This window comes from Microbacterium sp. SZ1, from assembly GCF_002362255.1.
In the GTDB taxonomy this organism is placed as follows: domain Bacteria; phylum Actinomycetota; class Actinomycetes; order Actinomycetales; family Microbacteriaceae; genus Microbacterium.
In genome coordinates, this window is the sequence record NZ_LPVV01000034.1 from 157478 (window position 1) to 181370 (window position 23893).

The window sequence follows — 23893 nt, forward strand, 5'->3', positions numbered from 1 at the left end:
GCATGACCTTCGCCGCGCTCCAGCCCCTCGCCGACCGTGCCGCACTGTTCACCGCCCTTCGTCAGGACGCCCTGGCGCAGGAGCTCGAGAAGCTCGGCGACAACCGCTGGGATGCCGACATGGCCGCCGGCACCATCACCTTCACGTCGAACGCAGACGCCGCACGTCAGCTCGTCGCCCGCGCGCACCTCATCGCGACGATCGCTCCCGGCCCCCGCTCGCTGCTCTGGGCATGGGCGCACCCGCAGGGCGACCCCACCGGGATCGCCCTCCAGCTGCGCGACTACGGCACCGAGCACGGCATTCCTGCGCTCAGCGACGCCGAGCTGCCCTTCCCCGCCGACGCCGGTGGCGATGACTGGATCGCGGCCGCCGGCCACACCGTCGGCGCGGTCGCCGTCGAACTGACCGGCCGCTCCCCGTACTACGTCGCCCCGGTGGGTGGCGGGACCTCGGCCGTGTTCCTCCTCGACGCCCCGATCGCGCCACTCACGGTCGCCGCAGCCGCGATCGCGCTCCCGCGCATCCTCTCGGGTCTCGCTCTTCCCGACGCACGCACCTCGGTGTGGGACGCCGCGCGCCTCGCCGGCTGGAACCTCAGCTGGAGCGACGAGTCGTTCTCGGGTGCGACCGTGACCGACTCGAGCGGGACGGCGACCTTCCGCTTCGACGATCAGGCTCGCATCGCGAACATCGAGAGCAGCCTTCAGCCACAGGGCTGAGCGAGCGTCGCCAGCGCGTCAGCGTCTCAGACGCTGGCGGGCGGGTGTCGACGATCCCGGGCGCCCCGAGCCTGCACGGCGCGTCAGCGGCCCAGACGCTGGCGGGCCGTCTTCATGCCCTCCCCGATCGGCACATGCCGGGTGGCGGCTGCGAGACCGAATGCCGGCATGTCGACGTACACGGCTTCGAGATCCTTCGTCGGCACCTGATACGTCTCATGCCACACCCCCACGCTGCCCGTGCCCTGCAGGGTGCGCATGAAGTCACGCCAGGGCTGCAGGTGCGGGGCCTCGCGATCGGCCGCGAATCGCTGGAGATGCTCTGGGCTCTCCCAATACGTGAGCAGCAGCGTCGTCCTGCCGAACCAGTTCTGCATGCCGAGCATGCCCGCGTCGGGGTGCGTCATCAGGTGCTGCAGCATGGGCGGCATCCTGCTCGCCGTCCACATGACCCTCCCGACCTGCCACCATTTGTTGGCCCGCATCCCGATCAGGAACACCGTGACGTCGGAGCGCTCGACGGATGCCGTGAACCGTCCGGGGAAGACCTGCTGAGCCATGCGCGACCTTTCGAGAGAGATATTCCGTAACGCTGTTACCAAACAACGTTACGGTACGATCGGATGCATGGCAAGACCTTCCCTCTACGACGATGCGCTGCGGGAGCGCCTACTCGCGGCGACCGCGGCGATGGTCGACGAGAAGGGCCCGGAGCGGGTCAGCCTCCGTGAGATCGCCCAGACCGCCGGTACGTCGACATCGGCCGTGTACGCCCTGTTCGGCGGGAAGAACGAGATGCTCGTCGCCGTCATCGAGAACGGCTTCGCCTCGTTCGGTGACTCCCAGGCCGCGGTCGAGGCCGCAGGGCTGCGCGCTCTCGGTCTCGCCTATCGGGACTGGGCGACGAAGAACCCGGCCCTGTACCGCCTGATGTTCAACGGAGCGATCACGACGCTCATCGACTGCCGACCCGACGACGAGAAGACCGGAGCCGCAATGGCACCCCTCATCCGCACCCTCGCAGAGCGCGTTCCCGCGGACAGAGTGGCCGTAGCCGCGCTGACGGTCTGGGCGCAGGTGCACGGAGCCGTGAGCCTCGAGCTCGCCGCCGTCACACCGGTCGCGGTCGATTGGGATGCCGTCTACGAGGAGGTCGTCACGGCCGTCGAACGGGCCTTCCCGCTCCCCTGAGCCACGGCCGGCCGCCGGTCTTGCTGCCGATAGGGTGGCCTACGACCTCGTCGACGACAGGCTCCGCGCGAAAACGGGCGAACTGTATGACGCAGTGCGGTCGAAGATCTCGGGCAGGGCCTCCGACCACTGACCTGCGTGTCGCAGAAATGCGGCGGCGTCGCAGGAATCCGGAGAATCCCTGCGACGCCGGAGCTTTTCTGCGACCGCAGCGCGCGTCAGACCAGCCGCTCCGCGGCCTCCACCACGTTCGTCATGAGCAGCGCGACGGTCATCGGTCCCACGCCGCCCGGGTTCGGCGACACCCAGCCCGCGACCTCGGCCACGTCGGGGTGCACGTCGCCGAAGACGAGGTTCTTGCCCGTCTCCGGGTCGGTCTCGCGCGTCACACCCACATCGAGCACCGCGGCCCCCGGCTTGACGTCCTCGGCACGGATGAGGTGCTTCACGCCCGCCGCGGCCACGATCACATCGGCCTCGCGCAGGTAGCGCGGCATGTCGACCGTGCCCGTGTGGGTCAGGGTGACGGTGGCGTTGAGGTCGCGGCGCGTGAGCAGCAGGCCGATCGACCGACCGATCGTCACGCCGCGGCCGACGACGACCACGTGCTTGCCCTTCAGGTCGTAGCCGTTGCGCAGCAGCAGCTCGATCACCCCCCGCGGCGTGCACGGCAGCGGCGTGTGGATCGGGCTGTTCACGTTGAGCACCAGACGACCCAGGTTGGTCGGGTGCAGACCGTCGGCATCCTTCGCCGGGTCGATCCGCTCGAGGATCGCGTCGGTGTCGATGTGCTTCGGCAGCGGCAGCTGCACGATGTAGCCGTGGCAGCTGTCGTCGGCGTTGAGCTCGTCGATCAGCGCTTCGACATCGCCCTGCGTCGCATCGGCCGGCAGTTCGCGCTGGATCGAGTTCATGCCGATCGCCTCGGACTGACGGTGCTTCATCCCGACGTAGAGCTGGGATGCCGGGTCGGCGCCGACCAGCACCGTGGCGATGCCCGGGACGATGCCCTTCTCCTTCAGCGCGGCGACCCGCTCGGTCAGCTCGGCCTTGATCGCGGCCGACGCCGCCTTGCCGTCGAGAACGCGAGCGGTCACTGCTGCAGGTCCGGGTACAGCGGGAACGCGGCGGCGAGCGCGTCGACCCGTGCGCGGAGCGCCTCGATGTCGGCGCCGGGGATCAGCGCGAGCGCGATCACGTCGGCGACCTCGGTGAACTCGGCGTCGCCGAACCCGCGCGTCGCGAGCGCGGGCGTGCCGATGCGAAGACCCGACGTCACCATCGGCGGACGGGGGTCGTTCGGAACCGCGTTGCGGTTCACGGTGATGTGGATCTCGTGCAGCAGGTCCTCGGCCTGCTTGCCGTCGAGCTCGGCGTCGCGCAGGTCGACCAGCACGAGGTGCACATCGGTGCCGCCCGAGCGGACGCCGATGCCGGCATCCTTGACGTCCTGCTGAGAGAGTCGCTCGGCGATGATCGACGCGCCGCGCAGGACGCGCTGCTGACGCTCCGCGAACTCGGGGGTCGCGGCGAGCTTGAACGCGGTCGCCTTCGCGGCGATCACGTGCATGAGCGGACCGCCCTGCTGCCCCGGGAACACCGCGGTGTTGATCTTCTTGGCGATGTCGGCGTCGTTGGTGAGGATGAAGCCCGAGCGGGGGCCGCCGATCGTCTTGTGCACGGTCGACGACACGACGTGCGCGTGCGGCACGGGGTTCGGGTGCAGACCGGCGGCGACGAGCCCGGCGAAGTGCGCCATGTCGACCCAGAGCAGCGCACCGACCTCGTCGGCGATCGCGCGGAAGGCCTCGAAGTCGAGGGTGCGGGGATACGCCGACCAGCCGGCGATGATGACCTTCGGCTTGTGCTCGAGGGCGAGGCGGCGCACCTCGTCCATGTCGATGACCGAGGTCTCGGGGTTCACGCCGTAGGCGACGATGTCGTAGAGACGGCCGGAGAAGTTGATCTTCATGCCGTGCGTGAGGTGTCCGCCCTGGTCGAGCGACAGACCGAGCAGGGTGTCGCCGGGGCGGGCGATCGCATGCAGGACGGCGGCGTTGGCGGACGCACCGGAGTGCGGCTGGACGTTCGCGAACTCGGCACCGAAGAGGTCCTTGGCGCGCTGGATGGCGAGCTCCTCGGCGACGTCGACCTCTTCGCAGCCGCCGTAGTAGCGCCGGCCGGGGTAGCCCTCGGCGTATTTGTTCGTCAGGACGGACCCCTGCGACTGCAGCACGGAGACGGGCACGAAGTTCTCGGACGCGATCATCTCGAGGAAGGTCTGCTGACGCTTCAGCTCACGGTCGAGGACCTCGGCGATCTCGGGGTCGACCTCGGCGAGCGGGGCGTTGAAGTAACGGTCGGTCATGGTGACATGCTCCTCTGACAACGGAATCGAAGGGTGTTCCTATCGGCCCAGGCGCGCGGTCGAAGTCCGTGGTCAGTCGCTCCCCGGTGGTAGTCCACCCAGACGCCAGTCGCGACGGTTCGAGCATACCGGATCGGCCCTGTCGTGGCGGTGTGTCCGCAGGGTAGGTTTTGTTCATGGTCCTTCCCCTCCCCCTCGTCCCCCTTCCCGTCTCCGCCATCGTCGGCGAGGGCCGGATGCCGGTCACCGAGAGCATGCGAGTCATCGGCGACTCCCCCGCCGCGATCCAGCTGATGGATGCCGTGGCGCACCGCACCGGCATCCGCCTCACCACCACCGACGTCGCGGAGCCCGGGGCGGTCACCCTGCGCGTGGAGTCCGGCGCGGCGCCGACGGAGGGATACCGCCTCTCGATCGGCGAGAACCTGCAGATCGTCGGCGGCGACGAGGCCGGACTCTTCTACGGTGTGCAGACCCTCCTGCAGCTGTTGACCGAGGAGAGCGGCGTGTGGAGCCTGCCCCGTGTCGAGATCACCGACGCCCCCCGATTCCCGCGGCGCGGGGTCATGCTCGACGTCACCCGTCACTTCTTCGACGTCGCCGAGGTGAAGCGCTTCATCGACGAGACGAGCGCACTGAAGTACAACCACCTGCACCTGCACCTCAGCGACGACCAGGGCTGGCGCATCCAGATCGAGTCGTGGCCGAGGCTCACCGAGCTGTCGTCGGCGTCGGCTGCGGACGGCGACCGCGGCGGCTTCTACACGAAGGACGAGTACCGCGACATCGTGGCGTATGCGGCGGCGCGGCACATGATCGTCATCCCCGAGATCGACCTCCCCGGGCACACGCACGCGATCGGCGTCGCGTACCCCGAGCTCGTCGAGGAGCCCGTGCTCAACGACGCCCTCGTGTCGCAGGCCAAGGAGCTCGACCAGCCGCTTCCTGTGAAGGGCGAGCCGTACCTGGGCTGGGGCGTCGGCCACTCGAGCGTCCGGATCCATGAGGAGCGCACCTACGAGTTCGTGCGCGACGTCGTCCGCGAGCTCGTCGAGCTGACGCCCGGCCCGTACATCCACATCGGCGGCGACGAGTCGCTCGGCACCCCGCAGGCCGACTTCGACCTGTTCGCCGAGCGCGCGACCGCCATCGTGGTCGAGGAGGGGAAGATCCCTGTCGCCTGGCACGAGATGGGCTCGGCCACCGGCATCGCCGAGGGCACCGTCGGACAGTACTGGGGCATGACGACACCCTCCGAGACGCACGCCAACGAGGCTGCCCGCTTCGTGGAACGGGGCGGCGCGCTGATCGTCTCTGCCGCTGACGCCGCCTACCTCGATATGAAGTACACCCCGGACTTCCCCCTCGGACTCACCTGGGCCGCCGTCGTCGACGTGCAGCGCGCGTACTCATGGGACCCGGTGGCCGTGCTCGACGTGCCCGACAGCGCCATCCTCGGCATCGAGGCGCCGCTGTGGAGCGAGACCACCCGCACCTACGCCGACGTCGAGCAGCTCGTGTTCCCGCGCGCGGCGGCTCTCGCGGAGGTGGCGTGGTCGCCGCGGGACGGCGAGGGCCGCGACTGGGAGTCGTTCCGCGGACGCATCGCCTCGCTCGCGCCGGGATGGCGTGCTCGCGGCGTGAACTTCCATGCCTCGCCCGAGATCGACTGGACCTCGCCCGAGATCGACGGGGTCGAGCAGTGACGGTGGAGCAGACCGCGTCAGGATCTCTCGTCATCCACCGAGCGCGGCTGGTGGATGACGGCGCCATCGCCGACGACGCCTGGGTGCGCATCGAGGACGGCCTCGTCGTCGCGACCGGCACCGGCACTACGTGGGATGCGGCTGATCGCGTCGTCGACGCGCAGGAGGCCGCCGGTGAAGGTGCGATTCTGACCCCGGGCTTCGTCGACATCCACGGGCACGGCGGAGCGGGCGCGTCGTTCGACGACGGCGTCGACGCGATCCGCACAGCCCGCTCCCTGCATCGCGCACACGGCACGACCCGAGCCGTGGTGTCGCTCGTCACGGCGCCGCTCGACGACCTCGCTCGTCGCGTCGGCGAGATCGCCGAGCTGACGCGCAGCGACCGCGACATCCTCGGCTCACACCTCGAGGGGCCCTTCCTCGATCCGGGCCACCACGGCGCCCATGAGCCGAGCCTGCTCCGGGCGCCGGTGGCGGACGACGTGAGCCGGCTTCTCGACGCCGGCGCGGGCACCGTGCGCCAGGTCACGATCGCACCCGAGCTGCCGGGAGGACTCGATGCCGTGCGGCTGATCGTCGAGTCGGGAGCGGCGGCGGCCGTCGGACACACCGACGCCGACGCCGACATGGCCCGAGCGGCGTTCGATGCCGGGGCATCGATCCTCACGCACGCGTTCAACGCGATGCCGGGCATCCATCATCGCGCGCCCGGCCCCGTGCTGACCGCGGCGGCCGACCACCGCGTCGTGCTCGAGGCGATCGCCGACGACGTGCACCTCGATCCTCATGTCGTGAAGCTGCTGTTCGACTCCGCCCCCGACCGCGTCGCGCTGATCACCGATGCGATGGCCGCGGCGGGCAGCGCCGACGGGCACTACGACCTCGGCGCCGTCAGCGTGACCGTCGAGGACGGCATCGCCCGCGCGGACGACACCGGATCGATCGCCGGCTCGACGCTCACGCAGGACGTCGCGCTGCAGCGCGCGGTGGCGGCCGGCATCCCGCTCCCCGTCGCGGTGCGCGCTCTCACCCGTACACCCGCGTCCGCGGTCGGACACGGCGAGCGGATCGGCGCACTCGCCCCCGCGTACGCCGGCGACGCGGTGCTGCTGGATGCGGAGCTGCGCGTCGCGCGCGTCTGGGTGGGCCGACTCCCCTAGCCCGCTGCGCGACGACGCGCAGCTCTGCGCTCTCCGGTCTTCTTCAGGGTGGAGGGCCGCCTTTCCCCAGAATGGCGGCCCCCGCGCTTCCCCTCTCAGAGCCGGCGGGCCGGGAACTCCTCCCCCGAGGCGCCCGACCCGCCGTTCACCGGTGCTCATGCCCCTCGGCACCAGCGCCTGATCCTCCGCCCCCCGGTGGAGGACCACGGCTGTCTCTACGGGATGAGACGACGGTCCCGCCGATTCATTACGCCACTTCTCAGATTTTCTTCGAGATTTTTCTCCGATCCTGTGCGCAGTCGCTCTGATCAGGTCTTTTCCTGGACGCGACCTCTCGATGAGAGTTCAATCCCGGGGTGGCGAACCTGAAAGATCGGAGAGAGAATGGATAAGGCGCGTGATGAAGGACGGTCTCACGCGTCTCTTCATGTGGAGACGCATCCGCTCTCCATGACAGATGGATGACAGTGAGCCAGGACACCACCGCGACCCAGAAGGCCTCGAACGACGAGACCATCGCCGATGCCGACCTCGTGCTGCGCACCCGGTCGGGTGACGCCGCCGCCTTCGGGGAGCTCTGGCGACGCCACTACCCGTCCGGCATGTCCGTCGCCCGCTCCATCACCTCATCCATCGACCCCGACGACCTGGTCCAGGAGTCGTACACGCGCATCTATCAGGCGATCATCAAGGGCGGCGGCCCCAACGGATCGTTCCGCGCGTACCTGTTCACCAGCATCCGCAACACCGCAGCCGCGTGGGGGCGCTCACGACGCGAGTCGGCCATCGACGAGCTCGACACCGTCGCCGACCCCGACAGCACAGAGCAGGCCACCAACGAGGCCCTCGACCGCAGTCTCACCGCTCAGGCCTTCCGCAGCCTCCCCTCACGGTGGCAGGAGGTGCTCTGGTACACCGAGATCGAGCAGATGAAGCCTGCCGAGGCAGGCCCTCTCCTCGGCATGAAGGCGGGCGCCGTCTCGCAGCTCGCGTTCCGCGCCCGCGAGGGTCTGCGGGAGGCGTGGATCCAGGCGCATCTGCGCAGTGCGGAGCCGGGCTCCGACTGCCAGTGGACCATCGAGCACCTCGGCGCGTACTCGCGCGGCAATCTCGGCGTGCGCGACAGGAAGCGTCTCGACGCGCACCTCGAAGACTGCGCGCGCTGCATGATCGTCGCCGCGGAGGCCAAGGACGTCTCGACACGCCTCGCCCTCGTGCTCCTTCCGCTGGTGCTGGGCGTCACCGGAGCGACCGGGTACCTGGCCACCCTGCAGGGCGGCGGGGCGCCGGTCGTCGCGCTGGCCGCGATGCCATCGGCCGTGACCGAGGGCGCCGTCACCGTGGGCAGCGGCGCTGTCGCCGCCGGAAGCTCCGCAGGAGCAGGCGCCGGCGGAGCAGGCGGAGGCGCCGGAGCAGGTGGCACCGGTGGCGCGGGCGCTGCAGGCGGAGGCGTGCTCAGCGGAGTGGGCGCCCTGGTCGGTGCGGGCTCGGCCGCCCTCATCGTCGCCGGTGTCGTGACCGCCGCGACCATCGTTCCGGGTCTCGTCGGCGCGAACCCGGCCGCGTCGTTGCCGAGCGCGGGCGACAGCGACTCGTCATCGATCAGCGCCGATGTCGGCCCCGACGAAGCCATGGCCGCCGACGAGCCCGTCGCGGTCGAGACGCCGGCCCCCGAGCCCGTCATCCCGCCGGTCGAGGCTCCGGTGACTCCCGAGCCCGCCGAGGATCAGGCACCCACGACGGCTCCCGCGTCGGCCGCGCCCGTCGCTCCGGTCGCACCGCCCGTCACCGCACCCGGTGACGAGGAGCCCGAGACCGAGGAGCCCGGAAGCGGAGACCCCGGCACCGAAGAGCCGGGGACGGAGGAGCCCGGCTCACCCGTCGTCCCGACCGCCCCCGTGGAGTTCGGCGCGGCGGACATCTGCCTCGACGACGACCTCGTCACCCACGTCTCCGTCGGCGTGCTCGGCACGGCCGGCACCGAGGTGGACGCGCTCCTCGACGGAGGGAGCGGCGGCGCCGATGGCACGCAGCTCGGAGCATCCGGCGCCGGGACGATCAGCCTCCGTCCGTCTCTCACGCAGATCATCCTGGGCTCGACCGTCGAGGTTCACTACGTCACCCTCGACGGCCCGGTTCTGCCGAGCAGGACGACACTCGACGGCCTCGGCGTGACCCTGGATGCCGTGCTCCTCGCACCCGCCTGCGGACTTCCCGCCGACGTCCCGGCCGACGCCGAGGTTCCGACAGAGGCCACGCCGCCGACGGATGCCGCGACCACGCCCGCCCCCGTCGTCGAGCCCGCGCAGGCACCGGCAGAGCAGGCACCGGCAGAGCAGGCACCGACAGAACAGGCACCGCAGGCACCCGCCGAGCAGGCACCGCAGGCACCCGCCGAGCAGGCGCCCGTCGAATCGGCCCCGACCGAGAGCGAGACGGCCGCGGGGGTCGATGCTCCCATCCAGGACCCCCTCGTCGACGAGACCGCAGAGCCCGCGCTTCCCCTTCCCTGAGCTCCGCCGGCAGGAAAGCAGCACCCCTCGGAGGCGGATCGGCCTGTTCCCGGAGAATTAGACTGGAATCATGCCCGAGCAACCCTCCGCCGTACCCGGCGTGAACCGCCCGACCATCACCGCGCTCGACGTGATCCGCTCGATCGTCCTGGTGATCTCCGTCGCGACGCTCGCGCTCTGGGGCTTCGCCACCTGGCCGCTGCCCTGGAACATCGTCCTCGGCATCGGAGCACCGGTTCTCGTCATCCTGGTGTGGGCGCTGTTCCTCTCGCCGCGACCCGTGCTGCGTCTGCATCCCTTCCTCCGCGCGGCCGTCGAACTCCTCATCTATGTCAGCGTCACGATCGCGTGGTGGCTCATGGATCAGCCTGTCGTGGGCCTCGCGTTCGCGCTCGTCGCGGTGGGTGCCGGGGTCGTGAGCGGACGGCGGCGCATCGCATGACGACCGGCATCCGCTCTTCCGGGGCGGCTCTTCGGCCGTGAGGACGCGACGATGACGACGACGTCCGGCCCGACGACCCTCGATCTGCTCGTCGACGCGCTCGGCGACATCGTCGACACCGACGGCGCGTCTCTCGAACAGGCCAGAGCCGACAGCTCCGGTCACGCCGCGGACGGGCGGCCGATCGCCGTGGTGCATGCCGAGACCGTGACGCACGTGCAGACCGTCATGCGCATCGCCTCCGAGACGCGCACTCCCGTGGTCGTCCGAGGAGCAGGCACGGGACTCGCGGGGGCGGCCAACGCCGGCGCCGGCGAGATCGTCCTCTCCACCCGCCGTATGACCGCGATCCGCGAGGTGCGGCCCGACGACCTGCTCGCGGTCGTCGAACCCGGCATCCTCAACGCCGAGCTCAACGACGCCCTGGCGGAGCACGGCCTCTGGTGGGCGCCCGACCCCGCCAGTCGCGCCATCTCGACGGTCGGCGGCAACATCGCGACGGGTGCGGGCGGGCTGCTGTGCGCGAAGTACGGCGTCGTACGCGATGCGGTGCTCGGCATCGATCTCGTTCTCGCCGACGGGCGCCTGCTGCACCTCGGTCACCGCAGCGTGAAGGGCGTCACCGGCCTCGACCTCACCTCCCTCGTCATCGGCTCGGAGGGCACTCTCGGTGTGGTCGTCGGGGCCACGCTGAAGCTCCGCCGCCTCGTCGCCGGAACGACCTGCACGATCGCAGCCGTCTTCCCCGACGTGCGCCGTGCGGCTGCCGCCTCCGCCGCCGTGACGGCATCCGGGGTCCAGCCCGCGATCATGGAGCTGATGGATGCCGCGAGCCTCGCCGCCGTCGCGGCCCTGCTCGACCTGCCCTCCTCCACTATCGGCAGCGCTCAGCTGACCATTCAGACCGACGGGCCGGCCGCCGCCGCCGAAGCGGCGGTGATCGCCGAGATCCTCGAGGCTCACGACGGCACCGTTCAGGTGTCGTCCGACCGCGAGGAGGGCGAGCGTCTGCTGGCCATCCGCCGCTCGATGCACGCCGCCATGGCATCACTGGGTACGACGCTGATCGAAGACGTCTCGGTGCCTCGGAGCGCCATGCCCGCGATGTTCGACGAGATCGCCCGCATCGAGCAGGCGTACGGGATCACCATCCCCACGGTCGCTCATGCCGGCGACGGCAACCTGCACCCGAACTTCATCTTCGAGGGCACGGAGACGCCCGCGCACATCTGGGAGGCGGCAGACGAGCTGTTCCGTGCCGCCCTCGCACTGGGGGGCACCCTGACCGGGGAGCACGGCATCGGCACGCTCAAGAGCCGCTGGCTCGCCGACGAGCTCGGCGACGACCAGTGGCAGCTGCAGCGGCAGATCGCGCGCGTCTTCGATCCGCTCGGCATCCTCAACCCGGGAAAGGTGTTCGCCGCCGATGCCTGACATCCACGTCAGCGCCGCCGTGATCCTCGACAGAGACGGTCGCGTGCTCGTCGTGCGCAAGCACGGCACGACCCGGTTCATGCAGCCCGGCGGCAAGCCGGAAGCCGGTGAGACCCCGGCGCAGACGCTCATCCGGGAGCTCCACGAAGAGCTCGGCCTGCGTCTCGCCGACGCCGATCTCGCTCCGCTCGGCCGCTTCGTGTCGGCCGCGGCGAATGAACCCGGTCACCGCGTGATCGCCGACGCCTTCGCCGTCGACATCGCGCACGCCGACGTGACCGTGCAGGCCGAGCTCGCCGAGCTGCGCTGGATCACGCCTCAGGATGCCGAGACGCTGCCGCTCGCGCCGCTCAGCGTCGAGCACCTGCTCCCGCTCGCCTGGTCGCGCGGAAGCTGAGGGGCGCGCACCCGGACCTGAGGGATGCCCCGGGTCAGATGCCCTGCCAGGCGGGCTTGTTCGCGAAGGTGTAGCGGTAGTAGTCAGCGAGCTTCAGTCGAGACGCCGCCGCCTCGTCGACCACGACGGTCGCGTGCGGGTGCAGCTGGATCGCCGAGCCCGGGAGGATCGCCGACAGCGGCCCCTCGACGGCATCCGCCACGGCCTGGGCCTTGCCCTCGCCGAACGCGAGCAGGACGAGGTGGCGCGCGCGCAGGATCGTCCCGAGCCCCTGGGTGATGCAGTGCATCGGCACGTCGTCGATCGAGTTGAAGAAGCGCGCATTGTCCTCGCGCGTCTGCTCCGTGAGCGTCTTCACCCTGGTGCGCGAGGCGAACGACGACCCGGGCTCGTTGAAGCCGATGTGGCCGTCGGTGCCGATGCCGAGGATCTGGAGGTCGACGCCGCCGGCCTCCTCGATCGCCTTCTCGTAGTCCTCGCCCGCGTGCTGGATCGTCGCCTCGGCGCCATTCGGGACATGGATGCGCCGGGGGTCGAGACCCAGCGGCTCCACGACCTCCTTGGTGATCACCGAGCGGTAGCTCTCCGGGTGCGCGGGGTCGAGACCGACGTACTCGTCGAGCGCGAATCCCCGCACCCGCGAGACATCGCGACCGGCGAGCTGCGTGCGCAGCGCCTGGTACACGGGCAGCGGTGTGGATCCCGTCGCGAGGCCGAGCACGGCATCCGGACGCGCGTCGATGAGGTCGACGATCTCGGCGGCGACCAGGGCGCCCGCTGCGGCGGCGTTCTCGACGATGACGACTTCAGCCATGGGTGACGATCTCCTTGAGTGGTGTGGTGGCTCCGACGAGCGCGGCGCCGACGGCAGCCGCGGGCGAGCCGAGCGGCAGCAGTTCGATCCGGTCGTCGAGGTGGAGGGAGCGCATGAATGCCGAGGCCTCCGCACCCGCGTGCAGGGCATCTCGGACGCCGGTCTCGAGGTGGGCGCCGAGAGCCGTCAGGCCCCCGCCGATAATGACGCGCTCGACGTCGGCCGAGAGCACCAATGCCCGGACGGCCGCCGCCGCGCCGTGGAACAGGTCGGCGCGCAGCGATACGGCGAGCGGATCGCCCTCGTTCGCGGCGTCGAGGATGTCGCGCACGGGGTGAGCGCCGGGGCGTCCCCAGGCCTTCGCCAGGGCGCCGCCGCCGCAGAACGTCTCGATGCAGCCGCGCTGACCGCAGCCGCACAGGCGACCGGCCGGGTCGACCGAGAGGTGACCCACCTCCCCCGCGGTGCCGCGGGCACCTCGCCAGATGGCGCCGTCGACGACGATGCCGGCGGCCACTCCGGTGCCGAGGTTCAGGTACGCCATCGATCCTTCGATGCGACGCAGCGCAGCGGCGCCGAGCGCAGCCGCTTTCACGTCGTTCTCGACGCGCACGGTCGCGCCGAGCCGGGCGGCGACGCGCTCGGCGAGGTCGAGCGACTCGACTCCGAGATTCACCGCGTGCAGCACCCGTCCGGATACCGAGTCCACGAGTCCGGGGATGCCGATGCCCACGGAGTCGATGTCGGCGACGGTCACACCGGCCTCGACGGCGAGATCGAGCACGGCGGCCGAGATGCTCTCGACGACGGCATCCTCACCCCAGCCGGTCGGGCGCCGCAGTCGCGTGAGGATCTCGCCCGACGGTGCGACGGCGACCGCGTCGATCTTGGTGCCGCCGACGTCCAGGCCGACGCGAATGCGTCGACCGGCGAGGTCGACGGTGATGGCATCCGTCATCGGATGGTGCTCCCGCCCCGGGTCGAGTCGAGGGCGCCGCTCACGAGACGCCCAGCTGGCCGGACAGGACCATCACTGCGGCGCCGCGCAGCACGATGTCGGACTGCAGAGTGCGCCGGATGACGACGTCTTCGAACACGCCCTCGAGCGTGCGGGCGTGCAGAGTCTCCACCGCCGCGTCGATGAGGACGCCGTCGAGCAGGTCGCCCTGCCCCGACAGCACGACCTCGGAGAGGTCGAGCGCGGCCACGATGGGGGCGATGGCGATGGCCATCCGCGTCCCCGCGTCCCGGAGGATGTCGTCGCGGGAGTCCGGTGCGGCCTCGATCGCCGCGCGCAGGCGGCTCTCGCTGAGCCAGGCCTCGAGGCATCCGTCCTTGCCGCATGCGCACCGCGGGCCTCCGTCGGTGCCGACGACCACGTGACCGATCTCACCGGCGGCGAACCGGCTGCCGAGCAGCGGCTGGCTGCCGGTGATGACGCCGGCGCCCACGCCTCGCCCGATCTTGATGAGCATGAAGTCGGCCTCGGCGTCGCCGAAGGTGTACTCGGCGAGCACGGCGGCGTTCGCGTCGTTGCGCACGAGCACGGGCAGGTCGAGGTCGACGCCCAGTCTGGCCTCGAGCGGCAGGTCCGACCAGCCGAGGTTCGGCGAGCTGAGCACCATCCCGTCGGGGCGGACGACACCGGGCGTTCCGATGCCGACGCCCAGGATGGGCTGCGTGGCGTCGGCGACGAGCTCGCGTGCCAGCTGCAGCAGGGCGGCGTATGCGGCATCCCCGTCCGGCGTCTCGGGCCGCGGCACCCCTCGACGTCCGATGACGTCGCCGTCGAGGCTCAGCAGTGCGCCGGTGAAGGCGCTGGGGGCCGACAGGTCGATACCGATTATCTGGTGGCCGACGCGGTCGATGTCGATGAGGATCGGCGGCTTGCCGGGGCCCACCGTCTCGCGGACTCCCATCTCGATGACGATGCCGTCGGCGATGAACTCCGCGACGAGGTCGGAGATCGTGACCCGGGTGAGTCCCGTCTCCCGCGAGAGGTCGGCGCGGCTCATGGCGCCGGAGTGATAGAGCGTCTGCAGCACGAGGGCCCGGTTGTGACCGCGAGCGTGCTCGGGCAGCACCTTGGCGCGCGAGCGCAGATGCCGCGCGGGGCCGAAGGCGTGCGCGTTTGTCCCGACGTACTCCGACGTCGTCGACGGGCGCGTTTCATCCGATACGGACATGTTTGTTAGTAGACCTTACGAACAAAAATTGTGCAACCCCACCGCGCAGCGCGCCCGGGAGGGTTACCGAAACGTTACATTACGATGACGACCGTGAGTCAGCCGTCCTGATCGACCTCTCCCACCCGCTCGACGAGCCGGGCGACGAGGCCTTCCACGATTCCCTCCCGCGCCTCCCGCGTGAGCGGCTTTCCCGGGATGCCGGGGCGGCGCTGAGCGGGCGTCGGACCGTCGAGAGGACGATACCGCACCCCCTTGTCGGCCAGGCGCCGGAGGTGCGTCGGCAGCCGCCTCGCGAAGTCCGCGAACGGCGCCGGTTCTCCGCCGTCCCACAGCCGCTCCGCGACCGCAGCGAGCCTGGGGAACATCGCGAAGTCCACCCGATCGCGCGTCGGCAGGTGCTCCGTCCAGACGTTCGCCTGACCGCCGGACGCCCCCTCCTCCACGCGCAGCCCGTAGACCTGCTCGATCGGCAGCGGCGGGCCGACGCGGATCGGCTCCTCCTCCGAGTCTGACTGCGGGTAGTCGAGGTACACGCTCAGATCCGGGCACGCGATCACCGGGATGCCGCGGCGCAGCGCCTCGCGCATCGCGACGGGACCGCGCCAGGCGAGGATCGCGACGCCGTCGGGGACGTCGCCCTCCAGCACCTCGTCCCACGCGAGCGCCGTGCGCCCCCGTGCGCGCACGTGCGCGACGAAGTGCGCCGTGAACCACGGCTGCACGTCATGGGCGGACGCGAGACCGAGCTGCTGCATCCGCTTCTGCGCCGCCGGACTCTGCTCCCACTCCGTCACGGGCACCTCGTCGCCGCCGATGCCGATCCACGGCGAGTCGAACAGGTCGCACAGCGCGTCGATGGCAGCCCGCCCGAAGGCGAGCGACTCCTCAGTCGGCGCGAGCGTCCGGGGATTGACCCCGAACCTCTCCCACGGAGCGGTGACCGGGTCGCCCACGTCGGTGTTGCCGAGCTCCGGATACCCGGCGAGACCGGCCTGGATGTGACCGGGCAGCTCGACCTCCGGCACGAGTGTGACGTGCTGCGCTGCCGCATACGCGACGAGGTCGCGCAGCTCGGCATCCGTGTAATGCCCCTCGTGCACGCCCGGCTCGACCGTCGCGAGCGGACCGTGGCCGCGCTGCGTCGCCTCGCGTCGGGCGCCCACCTCCGTGAGTCTCGGGTACCCGGGCACCTCGAAGCGCCACCCCTGGTCATCGGTGAGGTGCAGGTGCAGGACGTTGAGGTGGTGGTCGGCGAGCAGATCGACGAGTCGACGCACGTCGTCGGCGGACCGGAAGTGCCGCGCGACGTCGAGCATCGCGCCACGCCACGCGTAGGCCGGGGCACCGGTCCACTCCCCCGCCGGGATGCGCGACCGCTCGGCGCCGGGCTCGCGCAGCTGTCGCAGAGTGGTCGCGCCGCGGAAGACGCCGGCGGCCGACGCTCCGGCGACGGATATCCCGTCCGCCGCGACGACGATCCGGAACGCCTCATCGCCGACGCGCCCCTCCGCGAAGGGAGCGCTCGCGAGCGTGTGGTCGATCCGCAGCGTGATCGCCGGGACCGAACTCCGGGCGACGAGCGCACCGCCGAGCCGCATCGCGCTTGCGGTGAGGTCGTCGGTGGCGACGACCGGGGTCTCGGCCGTCCAGACAAACGGTGGGGCCATGGGATCGATGTGCGAGTGCGCGAGTGGGACCGTCGCGCGATGCGCGGGCGGCGACATGCGGAGCGCGCGCCCAGGAGTCCGACCGGTGGCGTGCCCCTGCTGCACGACAGGCTCGCCGGCGACCAGCACCTCCACGACGCCGACCGGCGGCGCGTGCGGATCGTCGAACGTCGCGCCGGCGGCGATCGTCTCGGGGTCGAACAGCACGAGGTCGGCCGTCGCGCCCTGGCGGATCACCCCGCGGGGTGCGTCGCCCCTGTCGAGACCCAGCCGCGCGGCCGGCGTGCCGGAGAGGTGGCGCACGGCCTCTTCGAGCGACAGGATGCCGAGTTCGCGCACATAGTGGCCCAGGTAGCGCGGGAACGTGCCACGCCCGCGCGGATGCGGACGTGCGCCGATCAGGATGCCGTCGCTGCCGCCCGTATGGCGGGGGTGCCGCATGATCTCGCGGACGTTCTCCTCGTCGCCGATGTGCATGAGGATGCTCGTGGCACCGGCATCCTCGATGATCGTGTCGAGCACGACGTCGACCGCGCGCCGCCCCTCGGTCGCGGCGATCTCGGCGACCGTGCGGCCGGCGAGCCCGGACAGCGCGGCCTCACCCGTGCCGGCGATCTGGATCGCCTCCCAGTCGGCCCGCTCGCCGTGGAAGCCGTCGCAGCCGATGTCCTCCAGTTCGACCCGCACCGCCTCGCGCCCCGCGGCGTCGAGCGCCGCGATCGTTCCGAGCAGGTCGCCGCTCTCCGACAGCCTGCTCGGCAGCAGGGCGGCGAGGGTGGTCGCGCCGGGGAGGTAGGGGTAGGTGTCCAGCGTGACGTCGACGCCGTCGGCCAGCGCCTCGTCGACGAGAGCGAGCAGCTCGTCTGCCCTGCCGCGGTTGGGGAGGAAGTTCATGGTGGCGTGCGTGAGGTGTATCGGGCACCCGGTGCGACGCCCGATGTCCAGCGCCTCGCGGTACGCGTCCAGCGCCGCGCCGCCGTAGCTGCGCGTGTGCGGCGACCAGTAGCCGCCGCGCTCGGCGACCACACGGCACAGCGCCTCGAGCTCGGCCGTGTCGGCGTACATGCCGGGCGTGTACGTCAGGCCGCTCGACATGCCGAAGGCCCCGGCATCCATCGCCGCGCCGAGCAGCTCGCCCATCGCCGCGATCTCGGCGTCGGTGGCCTTGCGGTTCTCGTGGCCGACGACCATCATCCGGAGATTGCCCTGGGGCACGAGCACCGCGGCGTTCGCGACGGCGGCGGCGTCGAAAGCCGTGAGCAGGTCGTCCATCGTGCGCCACGGCACCGACGTCGGAGCACCGTTCCAGCCGGCGATCTGCGCGGGGATGATCGCGGCCGTGGCCTCGTCGAGAGGTGCGTAGCCGAGTCCGTCCTGTCCGACGACCTCGGTCGTCACGCCCTGCAAGATCTTGGCGGTGTGCGCCGCCCCCTCGAGCACCGCGAGTTCGCTGTGCGCGTGCATGTCGATGAACCCCGGTGCGAGCACCAGTCCTGCGGCGTCGACCTCGACGGCCGCATCGGGCAGATCGGGCGTCGCGTCCACCCCCTCTCGCACGACCGCGACGATGCGAGCGCCCTCCACGTAGACGTCGGCGCTGTAGCGCGGCTCTCCTGTGCCGTCGACGACCGTGGCGTCACGGTAGACGCGCACCGGCTTCTCGCTGCTCAGAAGCACGTCGCCACCGCTCCGAGCACACGTGGGTCGTCGGCGTCGGGGTCGTCGATCACGGCGACCACCTTCCACTTGTCGAACGCGGTGCACGGGTGCGAGAGTCCCAGCCGCACCACGTCGCCCTGCGCCACCGTCGCATCGGCGTCGAGGCTCAGAAAGGCGTGCTGGTCGTTCAGCGCCGTGATCGAGCCGGCCACCGACTGCGGCACCGGCAGGTCGATGTCGAAGGGCACGTCGCGGCGGCCGGCATCGAGCAGCGCGAGTCCTGCCTCGGGCTGAGACACCACACGCGACCAGGCGTGCATGGCGGAGCGCAGGGAGTCGGTGCCGGTCAGCGGACCGAACGGCGACATGCGCGAGTAGAACCCGTCGTCGTGGATCTGGAACGCGCCGGAACGCAGCACGACATCGGCCCCGCCGGCGTGCGGTGCGAGCACGGCGGCCGCGCGGTCGGGGAACGAGCTGCCGCCGGCGCTCAGCACGGGGCGCACGTCCTCCGGGTAGGCGAGCCGCGTGTGCAGCTCGACGAGCGTGCCGAGGTAGGCGTCGACGGCGGCGACGGAGGCGTCCCCGCGATCCGGTCCGAACGGCCCCTCGTAACCCGTGACGCCGGCGAGGCGGAGACCGGATGCCGCGGCGATCGCATCGGCGATGCGCTCGCCCTCCTCGATCGTGCGGGCGCCCGTGCGCCCGCGCGCTCCGCCGAGCTCGACGAGCACGTCGAGGGGCCGAGCGGCGCCCTCGAGCGCACCCGCGAGGATCTCGACCGTCCGCTCGGAGTCGGCCCAGCACAGGATGCGCAGGTCGGGGTCGGCGGCGAGCAGCTCGCCGAATCGCCGTGCCGCTGCCGCATCGGTGACGGCGTTCGCGATGAGCACGGTCGACACGCCGGTCTGAACCGCGACCTCCGCCTGCCACGGCGTGGCGACCGAGATCCCCCAGGCGCCCGCGTCCAGAAGTCGCTGCCACAGCGCGGGGGCCATGGTCGTCTTCCCGTGCGGCGCGAGCCGGACGCCCTGACCTGCCGCCCAGGAGAACACCGTCTCCTCGTTGTGCGCCAGCGCCGCCTCGTACACCGTGAGCACGGGAGTGACCAGATCCGAGAGCCGGAGGCCGGCGTTCGCGACATCGGAGAGGCGCATCCCTCCCGCCCGGGCCGGAAAGCCCTTCGCCCAGGCGCCGAGTACGGGATCCGGAATTTGTAGAGGCATCTAACAAGGCTACTAGGCTTGCAGCATGACTTCGAAGACCCGCATCACGACCGACGCCGCCCCCGCCCCCGCCCACACCTTCTCGCAGGGCGTGCGCAAGGGGCCGTTCGTCCAGGTCTCCGGCCAGGGCCCCGTCGACGCCGTCACCAACGAGTACCTCTACCCGGGCGACGTCGCCGCGCAGACCACGCGCACCCTCGAGAACGTGAAGGCGATCGTCGAGGCCTCCGGCGCCACGTTCGACGACGTCGTGATGCTGCGCGTGTACCTCACGAAGCGCGAGGACTTCCCGATCATGAACGAGGCGTACGGCGCCTTCGTCGAAGCGAACACGCCGAGCGGCGTGCTCCCCTCGCGCACCACCGTCTTCACCGGTCTGCCCCGCGAGGAGATGCTCGTCGAGATCGACGGCATCGCCATCGTGGAGTGACCACGGGCGACGCCGTCGCCTGAATCGTGCGGGCCCGGGAGGGCCCGCACGACCGTTGCCCCCTCGTTACCTTCGATCCCGTAGCATTGAGTGTGATAAGGGCCACGTGAGTACCGGGGGGTGAAGTTCGTGACCGATCTGATCTCAGCGCAGGATGCGAAGACTGAGAAGCTGACCGAGGCGAGTTCCGCCGACACGGTCGCTCTGACTCCGTCGGGTGACGGCACCCCGACCGACTCGATGCCGCCCGAGAGCGGAGACCAGCCGCTGGCCTGGGCTCCCATCGAGCCCGCGCCCAAGAAGAAACGCCTGGGACTGTGGATCGGCCTCGGTGTCGGCGCCGTCGTGATCGGCGTCGGTGCAGCCTCGATGATCCTCATCGCCCCCGGCACCACGGTCGCCGGCATCCCGGTGGGGTGGATGACGCCCGGCGCCGCCGCCGACGCCATCAGCGCCCACGTCGCCGAGACCGAGGTCACGCTCACCGGAGCAGACGACGACGTCGTGCTCACCGGCGCGGAGCTCGGTGCCGCCGTCGACGCGAGCGCCCTCGCCGACAAGGCGTTCGCCGAGCACCCGATGTGGAACGTCAGCGCCTGGATGGGCGAGCCCGTCGCCGGCGAGATCGCCCTCGATCCCGCCACCGCAGATGCGGCCCTGCGCGACGCCGTACCGACCAGCTTCGAGGATCCGGTCGACGCCGGCGTGGTCTTCGACGCCGCCACCGGCAGCTACGTCATCACTCCGTCCGCCACGGGAACCGGGGTCGACGTGGCCGCGCTGAACGACGCGTTCATCGACACGATCAGCGAGGGCGGCACGAGCTTCGAGTTCCCGGGTGGTCCCGCCGAGGCAGCGCCGGCCGTGACCGACGAAGACGCCACCGCGCTCGCGACGTCGATCAACACGATGCTCGGCACGATGGGCTTCTACCTCGGCGAGGAGCGCACCGTCCCGGTCGACGCCGCCACCGCCTCCACCTGGTTCACCGTCGTCGACGATGACGGCACGCTCCGCATCGAAGCCGATCAGGCCGCGATCCAGGCGACGGTCGACGCGCTGCCCGCAGCCGTCGACCGCGCACCGGTCAACGCCACGCAGATCGTCGACTCGTCCGGCAAGGTGCTGCGCACCGAGTCCGAGGGCGTGAACGGCCGCGCGCTGAGCGACACCTCGACCCTCGCGTCCGATGTGGCGGACAAGCTCGAAGCGGGTGAGAGCGTGTTCCCGATCTCGGTCACCGAGACCCCGTTCACCGCGGTCACGCTCCTGCGCAAGATCGACGTGAACCTCAGCTCGCAGACGGCGACTCTGTACGAGAACGGCGCCGTCGTGCGGTCGTGGAAGATCTCCTCCGGCAAGGCGGCGACGCCGACCGACGTCGGCAACTTCAAGGTCTACGCACACGTGCGCTCGCAGACCATGAAGAGCCGCGAGCCCGACGGCTCGATCACCGAGACGCCGAACGTCCCCTGGGTCACGTACTTCAACGGCGACGAGGGCTTCCACGGCACCTACTGGCACAGCAACTTCGGCAACCGCATGAGCCACGGCTGCGTGAACATGCCGATCGACGTCGCCAGGTTCGTGTACGAGTGGTCCCCCGTGGGCATGGAGGTCTCGGTCCACAACTGAGGCTGCCGCACGACGGGATCGCCGACCACACGCACCGACGGCGGATACGACGAAGGGGCCGGATGCTCAGCATCCGGCCCCTTCGCGTGCGTCAGGGCAGTGCGTCGACGATCTCGTTCAGCGTGGACGACGGACGCATGACCGCGGCCACGAGCGCGTCGTCGGGGCGGTAGTACCCGCCGATCTCGACGGCCGAGCCCTGCACCGCGTTGAGCTCGGAGACAATCTTCTCCTCGTTCTCGGCCAGCTTCGCGGCAACCGGCGCGAAGGTGGCGGCGAGCTCGGCATCCTTCGACTGCGCAGCCAGCTCCTGCGCCCAGTACAGGCCGAGGTAGAAGTGGCTGCCGCGGTTGTCGATCGTGCCGAGGGCGCGACCGGGCGAGCGGTCCTCCTCGAGGAAGGTGCCTGTTGCGGCATCCAGCGTCTCCGCCAGCACGCGCGCCTTCTCGTTGCCGGTGCGATCGGCGAAGTGCTCGAGCGAGGCGGCCAGCGCGAAGAACTCGCCGAGCGAATCCCAGCGCAGGTAGTTCTGCTCGACCAGCTGCTGCACGTGCTTCGGCGCCGATCCTCCGGCACCCGTCTCGAACAGTCCGCCGCCGGCGAGCAGCGGGACGATCGAGAGCATCTTGGCGCTCGTTCCCACCTCGAGGATCGGGAAGAGGTCGGTGAGGTAGTCGCGGAGCACGTTGCCGGTCACCGAGATGGTGTCGAGGCCGTGACGCATGCGCGCGAGCGTGTAGCGCGTGGCCTCCTCCGGAGCGAGGATCGTGATCGTGAGGCCCTTGGTGTCGAGCGTCGCGAGACCCTGGTGCACCTTCGCGATGATCTGCGCGTCGTGCGAGCGGTTCGCGTCGAGCCAGAACACCGCGGGCGCTCCGGTCGCCCGCGCACGCGAGACAGCCAGCTTGACCCAGTCCATGACCGGGATGTGCTTGGTCTGCGTGGCGCGCCAGATGTCGCCCTCGCCCACCTCGTGCTCGATGAGCACGGTGCCCTCGCTGTCGAGAACCTGCACGGTGCCCGCCGCGGCGATCTCGAAGGTCTTGTCGTGGCTGCCGTACTCCTCGGCCGCCTGGGCCATCAGACCGACGTTCGGCACGGTGCCGATCGTGGCGGGGTCCAGCGGACCGTTGGCGATGACATCGTCGATCACGGCCTGGTAGACGCTCGCGTAGGAGGAATCGGGGATGACCGCGAGGGTGTCGGCCTCGCCGCCGTCCTTGCCCCACAGCTTGCCTCCGTTGCGCACAAGGGCGGGCATGGAGGCGTCGACGATCACATCGCTGGGGACGTGCAGGTTCGTGATGCCCTTGTCGGAGTTGACGTAGGAGAGTCGCGGCCCCTCCGCGATCGCCTTCGCGAACGCGGCGGCGATCTCGTCGCCGCCGGCGATGCCCTCGAGACCCGCGAGGATCGAGCCCAGACCGTCGTTCGGGTTGAGCCCGGCGGCCGCGAGCTGGTCGCCGTACTGCGCGAAGACGTCGGCGAAGAACGTCTTGACCACGTGACCGAAGATGATCGGGTCGCTGACCTTCATCATCGTCGCCTTGAGGTGCACCGAGTAGAGCACGTCGTCGGCCTTGGCCGTCTCGAGCGTCTCGGCGAGGAAGGCATCGAGGTGGGACGCCGAGAGGAAGGTGGCGTCGACGATCTCGCGGGGAAGGACCTTGAGGCCCTCCTTCAGCACGGTGACCGTGCCGTCCTCGGCGATGTGGCGGAAGCTCAGCACGTCGTCGTGGGCGGCCACCCACGAGCGCTCGTTGTGCTTGAAGTCGTCATGACCGAGCGTCGCGACACGGGTCTTCGAGCCCTCGGCGAAGGGCTTGTTGCGGTGCGGGTGCTTCTTCGCGTAGTTCTTCACGGCGAGCGGCGCACGGCGGTCGCTGTTGCCCTCCCGGAGCACCGGGTTCACGGCCGACCCCTTGATGCGGTCGTAGCGGGCGCGGATGTCCTTCTCCTCGAGCGACGAGGGCTCGTCGGGGAAGTCGGGGATGTCGTAGCCCTGTGCCTGCAGCTCGGCGATCGCGCCCTTCAGCTGGGGGATCGATGCCGAGATGTTCGGCAGCTTGATGATGTTCGCCTCGGGCAGTGTGGCGAGCCCGCCGAGCTCAGCCAGCGCGTCGCCGACCTGCTGCTCGGGAGCGAGCTTCTGCGGGAAGGCGGCGAGGATGCGGCCCGCCAGAGAGATGTCACGCGTCTCGACGTCGATGCCCGCCTGGCCCGTGAAGGCCTGGATGATCGGAAGGAAGGAAGCTGTGGCGAGCGCGGGTGCCTCGTCCGTGTAGGTGTAGATGATGGCGTCGTCGGTCACCGGGAGGTTCTCCGTTCACGAGGGCA

Annotated in this window: 19 protein-coding genes and 1 riboswitch; of the genes, 10 read left to right on the top strand and 9 right to left on the bottom strand. The window is 70.6% G+C overall.

The window, feature by feature from the left end:
* Positions 1 to 2 precede the first annotated feature (2 nt).
* Positions 3 to 722 carry a DUF6882 domain-containing protein gene (locus tag AUC47_RS11525; RefSeq protein WP_096715319.1) on the top strand — a complete coding sequence of 240 codons (720 nt, stop codon included), beginning with the start codon at positions 3 to 5 and terminating at the stop codon, positions 720 to 722.
* A gap of 83 nt (positions 723 to 805) precedes the next feature.
* Here the strand turns inward: AUC47_RS11525 and AUC47_RS11530 are convergent, their stop codons facing one another.
* A complete protein-coding gene (locus AUC47_RS11530) occupies positions 806 to 1282 on the bottom strand; it encodes a DUF4188 domain-containing protein (RefSeq protein ID WP_096715320.1) in 477 nt (158 codons plus the stop codon).
* A 67-nt stretch (positions 1283 to 1349) separates the two neighbouring features.
* On the opposite strand from AUC47_RS11530, the gene AUC47_RS11535 reads away from it, so the two are divergent.
* Positions 1350 to 1913, top strand: coding sequence for a TetR/AcrR family transcriptional regulator (locus tag AUC47_RS11535; protein WP_096715321.1), 564 nt, complete (start codon positions 1350 to 1352; stop codon positions 1911 to 1913).
* A gap of 218 nt (positions 1914 to 2131) precedes the next feature.
* Here AUC47_RS11535 and AUC47_RS11540 read toward each other — a convergent pair whose 3' ends face one another.
* Both AUC47_RS11540 and glyA read right to left on the bottom strand, forming a co-directional pair.
* Complete coding sequence (locus tag AUC47_RS11540) at positions 2132 to 3010, bottom strand: bifunctional methylenetetrahydrofolate dehydrogenase/methenyltetrahydrofolate cyclohydrolase (protein ID WP_096715322.1); 879 nt, start codon at positions 3008 to 3010, stop codon at positions 2132 to 2134.
* A complete protein-coding gene (glyA, locus tag AUC47_RS11545) occupies positions 3007 to 4281 on the bottom strand; it encodes a serine hydroxymethyltransferase (RefSeq protein ID WP_096715323.1) in 1275 nt (424 codons plus the stop codon). Before glyA ends, AUC47_RS11540 begins: the two co-directional genes overlap by 4 nt.
* A gap of 38 nt (positions 4282 to 4319) precedes the next feature.
* A riboswitch (ZMP/ZTP riboswitch) is annotated at positions 4320 to 4404 on the bottom strand.
* Between the two features lie 53 nt (positions 4405 to 4457).
* On the opposite strand from glyA, the gene AUC47_RS11550 reads away from it, so the two are divergent.
* The 6 genes from AUC47_RS11550 to AUC47_RS11575 all read left to right on the top strand — a co-directional run bounded on the left by AUC47_RS11550 (position 4458) and on the right by AUC47_RS11575 (position 11936).
* Positions 4458 to 5987 (top strand): family 20 glycosylhydrolase, encoded by a 1530-nt coding sequence (locus AUC47_RS11550; RefSeq protein ID WP_096715324.1) that lies wholly within the window; start codon positions 4458 to 4460, stop codon positions 5985 to 5987.
* A 2-nt stretch (positions 5988 to 5989) separates the two neighbouring features.
* The gene (locus tag AUC47_RS11555) at positions 5990 to 7150 is read left to right on the top strand and encodes an N-acetylglucosamine-6-phosphate deacetylase (protein WP_256999551.1); all 1161 of its coding nucleotides are present in this window, start codon (positions 5990 to 5992) and stop codon (positions 7148 to 7150) included.
* Between the two features lie 467 nt (positions 7151 to 7617).
* On the top strand, positions 7618 to 9663 hold the full coding sequence (locus AUC47_RS11560; RefSeq protein WP_179297599.1) for a sigma-70 family RNA polymerase sigma factor: 2046 nt from the start codon (positions 7618 to 7620) through the stop codon (positions 9661 to 9663).
* A 70-nt stretch (positions 9664 to 9733) separates the two neighbouring features.
* Positions 9734 to 10105, top strand: a complete 372-nt coding sequence (locus tag AUC47_RS11565; RefSeq protein WP_096715327.1) for a YrdB family protein — start codon at positions 9734 to 9736, stop codon at positions 10103 to 10105.
* Positions 10106 to 10156: 51 nt separating this feature from the next.
* Entirely contained in the window at positions 10157 to 11539 is a 1383-nt protein-coding gene (locus AUC47_RS11570) for an FAD-binding oxidoreductase (protein WP_096715328.1), read from the top strand.
* Positions 11532 to 11936: an NUDIX hydrolase gene (locus AUC47_RS11575; RefSeq protein WP_096715329.1), complete on the top strand. Its 405-nt coding sequence runs from the start codon at positions 11532 to 11534 to the stop codon at positions 11934 to 11936. Before AUC47_RS11570 ends, AUC47_RS11575 begins: the two co-directional genes overlap by 8 nt.
* A gap of 34 nt (positions 11937 to 11970) precedes the next feature.
* On the opposite strand, the gene nagB is transcribed toward AUC47_RS11575, so the two are convergent.
* The 5 genes from nagB to AUC47_RS11600 all read right to left on the bottom strand — a co-directional run bounded on the left by nagB (position 11971) and on the right by AUC47_RS11600 (position 19491).
* Entirely contained in the window at positions 11971 to 12750 is a 780-nt protein-coding gene (gene nagB / locus AUC47_RS11580; protein WP_096715330.1) for a glucosamine-6-phosphate deaminase, read from the bottom strand.
* Positions 12743 to 13708 carry an ROK family protein gene (locus AUC47_RS11585; protein WP_179297600.1) on the bottom strand — a complete coding sequence of 322 codons (966 nt, stop codon included), beginning with the start codon at positions 13706 to 13708 and terminating at the stop codon, positions 12743 to 12745. Before AUC47_RS11585 ends, nagB begins: the two co-directional genes overlap by 8 nt.
* Before the next feature lie 40 nt (positions 13709 to 13748).
* Positions 13749 to 14936 carry an ROK family transcriptional regulator gene (locus AUC47_RS11590; protein WP_096715331.1) on the bottom strand — a complete coding sequence of 396 codons (1188 nt, stop codon included), beginning with the start codon at positions 14934 to 14936 and terminating at the stop codon, positions 13749 to 13751.
* 98 nt (positions 14937 to 15034) lie between these two features.
* The gene (locus tag AUC47_RS11595; RefSeq protein WP_096715332.1) at positions 15035 to 18283 is read right to left on the bottom strand and encodes a family 20 glycosylhydrolase; all 3249 of its coding nucleotides are present in this window, start codon (positions 18281 to 18283) and stop codon (positions 15035 to 15037) included.
* Positions 18274 to 19491: an alanine racemase gene (locus AUC47_RS11600; RefSeq protein ID WP_256999552.1), complete on the bottom strand. Its 1218-nt coding sequence runs from the start codon at positions 19489 to 19491 to the stop codon at positions 18274 to 18276. Before AUC47_RS11600 ends, AUC47_RS11595 begins: the two co-directional genes overlap by 10 nt.
* A gap of 25 nt (positions 19492 to 19516) precedes the next feature.
* Between AUC47_RS11600 and AUC47_RS11605 the strand changes: the two genes are divergently transcribed.
* Together AUC47_RS11605 and AUC47_RS11610 are read left to right on the top strand one after the other, a co-directional pair.
* Positions 19517 to 19921, top strand: coding sequence for a RidA family protein (locus AUC47_RS11605; RefSeq protein WP_096715334.1), 405 nt, complete (start codon positions 19517 to 19519; stop codon positions 19919 to 19921).
* Positions 19922 to 20050: 129 nt separating this feature from the next.
* On the top strand, positions 20051 to 21556 hold the full coding sequence (locus AUC47_RS11610) for a L,D-transpeptidase family protein (RefSeq protein WP_096715365.1): 1506 nt from the start codon (positions 20051 to 20053) through the stop codon (positions 21554 to 21556).
* A gap of 91 nt (positions 21557 to 21647) precedes the next feature.
* On the opposite strand, the gene AUC47_RS11615 is transcribed toward AUC47_RS11610, so the two are convergent.
* Entirely contained in the window at positions 21648 to 23867 is a 2220-nt protein-coding gene (locus AUC47_RS11615) for an NADP-dependent isocitrate dehydrogenase (RefSeq protein WP_096715335.1), read from the bottom strand.
* Positions 23868 to 23893 lie beyond the last annotated feature (26 nt).

Bases quoted from the DNA above. Each gene is read 5' to 3' on its own strand.
- AUC47_RS11525 (WP_096715319.1), top strand. From the start codon at position 3: ATGACCTTCGCCGCGCTCCAGCCCCTCGCCGACCGTGCCGCACTGTTC.
- AUC47_RS11530 (WP_096715320.1), bottom strand. From the start codon at position 1,282: ATGGCTCAGCAGGTCTTCCCCGGACGGTTCACGGCATCCGTCGAGCGC.
- AUC47_RS11535 (WP_096715321.1), top strand. From the start codon at position 1,350: ATGGCAAGACCTTCCCTCTACGACGATGCGCTGCGGGAGCGCCTACTC.
- glyA (WP_096715323.1), bottom strand. From the start codon at position 4,281: ATGACCGACCGTTACTTCAACGCCCCGCTCGCCGAGGTCGACCCCGAG.
- AUC47_RS11550 (WP_096715324.1), top strand. From the start codon at position 4,458: ATGGTCCTTCCCCTCCCCCTCGTCCCCCTTCCCGTCTCCGCCATCGTC.
- AUC47_RS11565 (WP_096715327.1), top strand. From the start codon at position 9,734: ATGCCCGAGCAACCCTCCGCCGTACCCGGCGTGAACCGCCCGACCATC.
- AUC47_RS11570 (WP_096715328.1), top strand. From the start codon at position 10,157: ATGACGACGACGTCCGGCCCGACGACCCTCGATCTGCTCGTCGACGCG.
- AUC47_RS11575 (WP_096715329.1), top strand. From the start codon at position 11,532: ATGCCTGACATCCACGTCAGCGCCGCCGTGATCCTCGACAGAGACGGT.
- nagB (WP_096715330.1), bottom strand. From the start codon at position 12,750: ATGGCTGAAGTCGTCATCGTCGAGAACGCCGCCGCAGCGGGCGCCCTG.
- AUC47_RS11585 (WP_179297600.1), bottom strand. From the start codon at position 13,708: ATGACGGATGCCATCACCGTCGACCTCGCCGGTCGACGCATTCGCGTC.
- AUC47_RS11590 (WP_096715331.1), bottom strand. From the start codon at position 14,936: ATGTCCGTATCGGATGAAACGCGCCCGTCGACGACGTCGGAGTACGTC.
- AUC47_RS11600 (WP_256999552.1), bottom strand. From the start codon at position 19,491: ATGCCTCTACAAATTCCGGATCCCGTACTCGGCGCCTGGGCGAAGGGC.
- AUC47_RS11605 (WP_096715334.1), top strand. From the start codon at position 19,517: ATGACTTCGAAGACCCGCATCACGACCGACGCCGCCCCCGCCCCCGCC.